The sequence below is a fragment of the Lactobacillus kalixensis DSM 16043 genome (genome assembly GCF_001434335.1).
In the GTDB taxonomy this organism is placed as follows: Bacteria; Bacillota; Bacilli; order Lactobacillales; family Lactobacillaceae; genus Lactobacillus; species Lactobacillus kalixensis.
Genome location: NZ_AZFM01000050.1, coordinates 1 through 7516, shown reverse-complemented (window position 1 = coordinate 7516; position 7516 = coordinate 1). Strand labels below are relative to the sequence as shown.

The 7516-nt window shown below is 37.1% G+C and carries 7 protein-coding genes; 1 reads left to right on the top strand and 6 read right to left on the bottom strand.

What is annotated here, in order from left to right:
- Positions 1-96 precede the first annotated feature (96 nt).
- A complete protein-coding gene (locus tag FC46_RS09265; protein WP_057800055.1) occupies positions 97-1023 on the bottom strand; it encodes a LysR family transcriptional regulator in 927 nt (308 codons plus the stop codon).
- Positions 1024-1146: 123 nt separating this feature from the next.
- On the opposite strand from FC46_RS09265, the gene FC46_RS09260 reads away from it, so the two are divergent.
- Complete coding sequence (locus FC46_RS09260; RefSeq protein WP_057800052.1) at positions 1147-3027, top strand: flavocytochrome c; 1881 nt, start codon at positions 1147-1149, stop codon at positions 3025-3027.
- A 63-nt stretch (positions 3028-3090) separates the two neighbouring features.
- Here FC46_RS09260 and FC46_RS09255 read toward each other — a convergent pair whose 3' ends face one another.
- The 5 genes from FC46_RS09255 to FC46_RS10205 are packed head-to-tail and all read right to left on the bottom strand — an operon-like array spanning position 3091 to position 7482.
- On the bottom strand, positions 3091-3954 hold the full coding sequence (locus FC46_RS09255; protein WP_057800050.1) for a lysophospholipid acyltransferase family protein: 864 nt from the start codon (positions 3952-3954) through the stop codon (positions 3091-3093).
- The gene (locus tag FC46_RS09250) at positions 3951-4904 is read right to left on the bottom strand and encodes a glycosyltransferase family 8 protein (RefSeq protein ID WP_057800048.1); all 954 of its coding nucleotides are present in this window, start codon (positions 4902-4904) and stop codon (positions 3951-3953) included. Before FC46_RS09250 ends, FC46_RS09255 begins: the two co-directional genes overlap by 4 nt.
- Before the next feature lie 13 nt (positions 4905-4917).
- Positions 4918-5868: a glycosyltransferase gene (locus FC46_RS09245; RefSeq protein WP_057800046.1), complete on the bottom strand. Its 951-nt coding sequence runs from the start codon at positions 5866-5868 to the stop codon at positions 4918-4920.
- A gap of 12 nt (positions 5869-5880) precedes the next feature.
- Positions 5881-6702, bottom strand: coding sequence for a glycosyltransferase family 8 protein (locus tag FC46_RS09240; protein WP_057800043.1), 822 nt, complete (start codon positions 6700-6702; stop codon positions 5881-5883).
- Positions 6703-6717: 15 nt separating this feature from the next.
- On the bottom strand, positions 6718-7482 hold the full coding sequence (locus FC46_RS10205; RefSeq protein WP_057800057.1) for a lysophospholipid acyltransferase family protein: 765 nt from the start codon (positions 7480-7482) through the stop codon (positions 6718-6720).
- Positions 7483-7516: the final 34 nt, after the last annotated feature.

Here is a 7516-nt window from a genome sequence, read left to right as displayed (position 1 = left end):
AGAGCGCTTGACTGTTAATCAAGATGTCGTCAGTTCGAGTCTGACAGCCGGAGCTAGTTAAAAAGATCAGGTTTCCCTGATCTTTTTCTTTTTGCTTTATTTTATTGTTGCTGTTAAATCGGTTTGTTTAAAGATATTAATTAAAGCAGATAATCCTTTACCAATTTCTTGATTATATTTAGTTGCGATAAAATATTTAACTTGTAATGTATCTTTAGAAATAGGAAAAAGATTAATTGGGGTTTCTTTCATACGTTTAAGTATACTTGCTGTCGATAAAGTTAACCCTAAACCGTTAACAGATAAGTTAGTTGCAGTAAGGATGCTATTAGATTCCATTACAATATTAGGCTTAACATGGAATTTTTGAAATAGTCCATTAACTTGGTGTCGGATTGCTGATTCTGGAGCACTCAAGACTAAGGGCTCTTGTAATAAATCTTTCAAATTATGACTATCTGGTTCAAGAATAAATTTCCCTTCTTGATAAAGATGGGAATTTTCGGGAATAACAATGTAATACGTCTCCCCTCCGTTAGTCACGACATTCAAGCTGTGATCTAATGCTTCAGGAGTTTGCCCTAAATAACAATCAATTTGTTCATTGAGTAGTCGTTTTTCGCTTTCTCGTGGAAAACTTTCAAAGAGCTGAATTTCTACATTTGGATTCTGAGTAATGAATTCTGGTAAAAGTGAGGGCAATAAAAATGTACCTAGACTTTCCAAGATTCCAATTCGAATAACTTCTTTATCTGGATGGGTGAAACGTGCTAGCTTTCGATCCAGCTGTTGATCATTGTAAGAAACGTTTTCCAAATATTGATAATAAATCATTCCAGCTTCGGTTAAAGAGAATGGAACAGTATCACGATTTAGAATCTTGGCTCCAAGTCTCTTCTCAATACGTTTAATCAGTTGGGTTAGATACGGCTGGGAAATGTATAGTTCGCGTGCAGCTTTGGTAAAATTGCTTTCACGCAGCAAAACATCTAAATAATGCAGTAATGCTTCGGGATCGTTCATAAAAAAATTCCTCCTTATAACAAAATTATTATAACTCACTAGGAAGAAAACTATTTCAAGAAAAAGGTAAATCCTTTTAAAATATACTTAATAAAACGTTTTCAATTAAGGGGCGAATATAATATGCGAGCAGGAAAATATGAAGTTAAGGCTAAGGGACACGGCTCAAGCTTTATGCCAATGTCAGTTACTTTGTCAGAGGATAAGATTACCGATATTGTGGTTGATAGTCGCGGTGAAACTAAGGGAGTTGCTGACGAAGTTTTTAAACGATTACCAAAAGAAATTGTTGATAATCAAACTTTGAATGTTGATGCTGTTAGCGGAGCTACTATTTCTAGTCATGGTGTGCTTGACGGAGTAGCACAAGCCATCAATGAAGCGGGCGGTGACGCCGAAGAATGGAAAAATCGTGCAAAGCCTGTGATTAAAAAGGCTGCCGATGAAGAAATAACAACTGATATTGCAGTTGTTGGAGCAGGTGGAGCTGGTCTTGCAGCCGCTGCGCGTAGTTTGCAACATGGTAAAAAAGTAGTTATTGCTGAAAAGTTTCCACAATTTGGTGGGAATACTGCACGTGCTGGTGGACCAATGAACGCGGCTGAACCAGATTGGCAAAAGAACTTTAAGGCATTAGCTGGTGAAAAAGAAACACTTGAAAAGTTGGCTGAAACTCCAATTGAAAAAATTGATCCAGAATATCGAGACGACTTTAAAGATCTACAAAAACAAATCCAACAATATATTAATTCTGATGCTGAGTACTTATTTGATTCCAATCTTTTACACGAAATCCAAACTTACTTAGGTGGTAAAAGAGTTGATCTAAAGGGGAATGAAATTCATGGTAAATATGAGTTAGTCAAAGAATTGGTGGACAATGCACTAGATTCTGTTAAATGGCTAACTGACTTAGGGGTTAAGTTCGATCGTGATCAAGTTACAATGCCTGTCGGTGCGCTGTGGCGTAGAGGTCATAAGCCAGTTGAACCAATGGGTTATGCTTTTATTCATATTTTAGGTGATTGGGTTAAAGCTCATGGAGCAACTGTTTTAATGCAAACGAGCGTTAAGCATTTGCTTGTTGAGGATGGCCAGGTAACAGGTTTTGTTGCTGAAAAGGATGACGGTTCTAAGGTTACTGTTCATGCAAAGGCAGTGATTTTAGCATCAGGAGGATTCGGTGCAAATACGCCAATGGTTCAAAAGTATAATACTTACTGGGCTAAAATTGATGACAATATTGCTACAACTAATTCTCCAGCTATTACCGGTGACGGAATTGAACTGGGACTGGAAGCTAAGGCTAAGTTATTTGGTATGGGCTTCATCCAATTGATGCCAGTATCTGATCCTAAGACAGGTGAATTATTTACTGGCTTACAAACGCCACCTGAAAACTTCATTATGGTTAACCAAAAGGGCGAACGGTTTGTAAATGAATTTGCGGAACGTGATACTTTAGCTAAAGCTGCAATTGATAATGGTGGCTTATTCTATTTGATTGCTGACGACAAAATTAAAGCAACTGCTTATAATACTACTCAAGAATCAATTGATGCTCAGGTAAAGGCTGGTACTTTATTCAGAGCGAATACTCTTGAAGATTTGGCTAAGCAGATCAGTATGGATCCAGCTGTTTTGACTGAAACGATTAAGAAGTACAATTCATACGTTGATCAAGGCGAAGATCCAGAATTTGGTAAGAGTGCATTTAGCTTGAAGTGCGAAGTAGCACCATTTTATGCAACACCTAGAAAGCCAGCCATTCACCATACTATGGGCGGATTGTTGATTGACACTAAGGCCAGAGTACTTAATGAAAATGGTCGAGTAATTCCAGGATTATTCGCTGCAGGTGAAGTAGCAGGTGGTATTCATGCAGGTAACCGCCTGGGAGGCAATTCTTTGGCTGATATCTTCACTTTTGGTCGAATTGCGGCTAATACTGCATGCTCTGAGCAAAACGCCTCAGATGCCACAAGTGGAGCTTCTGAGCACTAATATTATTTCTATGAGTAAATTAAAAAAGAGACATAGGTTCAATTGAACTTATGTCCCTTCTTTTTATTTTTGACGCCAACCTGCGATATCCCATGGTGTAAAATCATAATCTAATTTTTTTCCATATACTCTCTCGTAGGCTGCAACTTTTTGCTCGTAGTCCTGTTCCATCATTTTTTCTGAGCGTTTCTTAAGATTAAGAGTCACATCAGGGTAAATAACTGGTAGGACGTGCACGATATATTTTGTTTGATAGAAATCTGGATTTTTCTTCTCTAATCTAGGTAAATCTTGGATTTCCACAAAAGTTGAAATGACAGGCACGTTTTGTTTAGCAGCAAAATAATAAGCTCCACGTTGCAGTTTTCTTGGCTTGCGGTAGTTCCACCACATTTCTTGCTCAGGATAAATTAAAACCCAACTATTTTTATCAAGGGCATCATGTAAATGTTTGATAAACTCGTTGCCAATGTAATTAGGGCTGTTTACCAAAGGGATGGTGCCAACGTAATTCATTAAGTAACGCAAAAAACCAGGTAACATTAAATTAGTATCTTCAATCACAATTGATAAGGGAATGTGCACCTTATCAGCTAAACGCTTGATAGGCAAGGAGTCGAACTGACTAAAGTGATTGGAAGTAATGATCGCACCACCGCGAGGGAGGTCGTGTAAATTCTCTAAGCCCTCAACTTCGGTATTATGAGTAATAGTATTAGCCAAAGTTCTAAAAATTAAGTGACCAATACCATTGTTTACCTTACTATTAAACTTATTTTGATGATTCCAGAAATCATCTACTAACTTTAATCGCTGATCTAAAGTCATTACTGGATCACCAATCTCAACTTTGGCAGTAAAATTACGGTTATTAGCTGCTTCTTTAATGTTTTGAATTACCTTTTCACGATCTTCACCAATAATCATAAGCTCACAATTTCTCTTTCTTTAACGTGTGCCCAATTGTTTGGATCTTTTTCAGTATAATCCTCTTTTTCGAGCATGTGATTTAATTTTTGACGGTCTTCTTGTCGTTCTTCATCACTGTAATTATCTAATTCTGCCTTTAATTCTTCGTAAAATTTGGTTTCTTTTGCATTCTTCCAGAAATAGTCTTCATATTGAACGTTGGTAAAATGCCAGGGCTTGAAGAATAAATTGTAGTGAATTAGACCCGGATTTTCGATTTCTGGAGTATTTTCATTAGGCATAGCGTCCCAGCGTGGATCTAAATGAAGGATGGACTTATCGCCAATTTCATTCAAATAGTCTTGATCTGGAGCAATACAGTCGAAGTGATATTTCTCTAATAAGTCATAGAATTTATCGATGAAGTGCTTGTCGCGGAAGGCTTTAGAGTTCATAAGTAACATTCCAGAATTAATATATTTCTTAGGATCAAGTGCTAATACATTGCGAATATATTTAAGCATTTTATCAACATATTGAATCGATGCGTCAGTGCAGGCCCCGAAAAGATGGTCACCTAATTCGATGTCATAGAGTTTAGCAATGTCATCGTTAAGCACAGTATCACTATCGATATAAATCGCCTTGTCATACTGAGGGAAAAGCTCAGGAATAAATAGACGGTAGAAAATCGACATAGTGAAGAAGTCAGCACGCAAGTAATTTTCCTTACGATTCTGGATCGGCTTAACTAATTCGTCATCAATGTGGAAAAATTCAACGTGAACGTTAGAATGATCATTTGCTAGGGCAGCCAAATCTTTTTTATGTTTGTCAGATAAGTCCTGATTTAAAAAATAAACAGTATAGTCATTTTCCGGATTAGTCTTCTTAATTAAAGACTGAAGGGAAACGGCAGCATACTTAGTAAAATCATCACTAATACTATAAAAAACTGGAATAGTCATAATTTACACCTTTTTAGATTTTTACATCATCAAATTCTTTTACTTTAGCCCAAGTATACTGCTCTTGTTCGATTTTTTTAACTTTTTTAGCCATCTTTTCAAGATCATCTCTTGCACGTTGACGATCAGCGTCAGTAAAGTCAGCTAATTGCTGTTTTAATTCATCGTAAAACTCGGTATTTTTAGCTACTTTCCAGAAGTATTCACCATATTGAACATCAGCAAAGTGCCAAGGCTTGAAGAACAAGTTGTAGTGAACAATCTTAGGATTTTCAAATTCTGGAAGATTTTCATTAGGCATAGCGTCCCATTCTTTTGGTAAATGGTAGATTTTATCCTCACAAATTTCGTTCATGTAAGCTTGGTCAGGGTCGACATTGTCGAAGTGATATTTGTTTAATAAATAATAGAATTTGTCGACGAAGTGCTTGTCGCGGAAGGCTTTCATGTTAAAAAGGATGACGCCGTTGTTGATGTATTTTTCTGCTGGGAAAATTCCCTGACACTTCTTAATGTATTCCTGAAGTAGCGGCATATATCTAATTGAAAGGTCAGGACAACTAGCAAACATATTGTCAGCGACATCAATTTCATACATTTCAGCGATGTCAGTATTGATAATAGTGTCGGCGTCTAGATAAACTGCCTTGTCATATTGAGGAAATAGGTCAGGGATGAACAGCCTATAGAAAATCGACATAGTGAAGAATTGACCACGTAAATAGTTTTCTTCACTGTTGTGGATCGGTTTAACCATGTCATCATCAATGTGGAAAATATTAACATGAACGTTGGCAGTAGATAAGTTTTCTAGACTTTTCTTGTGCTCTTCACTAATTGTTTGAACCAAAAGAGTGATAGTGTAGTCTTTTTCAGGACTAACATGATCAATCAATGATTGAATTGATACAGCCGCATAAGGCGTGTAGTTGTCGCTAATAGTGTAAAAAACTGGAATAGTCATAGAGTACCTCTTTTATAAATTTTTCTTCAATTGCAAGTATTCATTTAAAATATCGTCATACTCATGCAAATGTAAAACGCTGTGAACACGCTTAACGTCCCATGGTTTGACTGTCAATGTGTGAAAGTAGGGTTTGAAGCGAAAACTGGTTGTAAAATGCTGAATGACGGTGTCAGGACGCAAATGGTATTGTTCGTTGAAGCGCCGCGGAGCAATTCGTTTTCTAATTGCTAATTTGTTAAGAGCTGATTGATCAGGCAAGAACATTTTCTTAACCTGCATCATATGACGCACTTTTGAAAATAAACCGGTCTTCTTAATTTCCTTCATATTGAGCAGCAAAACACCAGAGTTCATATAATCAAATGCTCTGCGAGTCTTGAAATTATGGAAGAAAATTCTTCCGAAGTAGTCAAGCACACCGACTAACTCCATATTATCAAGATCTTGATGGTAAAAATTGCTAATATCGCGCCGTACGATAATATCGTCGTCTAAATATAGGATACGATCTGGAATCTGTGGTAATTGATCCGCAAAGAGTCTAAGCATGGCGTAGGGAGTAAATCTAGTCCCCATGTTCGCTGTAGGTGGCTCTTTAAGAAAAAGATCGGTACAGTCAATGAATTCTAAACTGTTGTTAGGATTTTTCTCTACCAGCAATTGTCGAATGAAGTCAGCAGCATGTTTAGAGAAAGGTTGGTAGTTGCTATTTTCCACTTGCATTGTTAAGACATACAAGTGTAGTTCTTCATGTGTATTTTTTAGTAATGAAAGCGTAGAAATCAAAACACCATCTTGAGCGTTGTGATCCCCACAAAAAAGAATGTTCATTTTAGTCTCACTTTACTATTTTATTTCTTCGTAGTTATAGTAACTATAATTGCTAAGTTTAGCACGATTAGATAAACTCTTCCAAATTTCATCGTGGAGTTGAGCTTGAGCTTCTTTTTTAGACAAGCCCTGATCTGAATAAAAAGGTCCATCAATATATATGGTCATTTTAGGTCGCTTAAAAAATTTAGAGTGTTGATAAGTACTTGTCGCAGTAAAGCTTGGAGCGTTTAACTGAATAGGAAAATGCATTGAGGTAGTAGGAAAAGGGCGAATCTTAGTGTAATATGGCCAAACATGTGATTCAGGATAGATGACGACCACACCTTTTTTATCGCGAATAACGGTTTTGATAGCTTGAAGTAATTTTGCTGCTTGCTTAATATCATTGCCAACTGGAAGGCCTCCATATGGCAGCAAATATTTGCCAATGAAAGGGATGCCCCAATTTGCTTGTCCTGCAATGGCATAGAACTTCATGACTGGATAAATAGTGAGTGGAATAAAGGCATCACCTATCGGCTGAGTGTGATTAGCATAGACAAAATAGCCGCCATTAACAGCCTGGAGTTTTTCTTTTCCTATTACACGAACATGCAGTATTATGCGAGAATAAAACCAGCCAAATGCGGAAGCGAGATGGCGGGCGACAACGTTCCAGATTTTACCAATTTTAGTAGTTGGAAAGATCTGGTAGTTATCTGAGAGTGAAAAACTTTGATCTGCTGATTCGACGATATCGTCGGTTAGTTTTTGATATTTACTGAAACTTGAAAGCACTAAATAAGCTGGAAGCTTTATAGGTTCTGGCTTT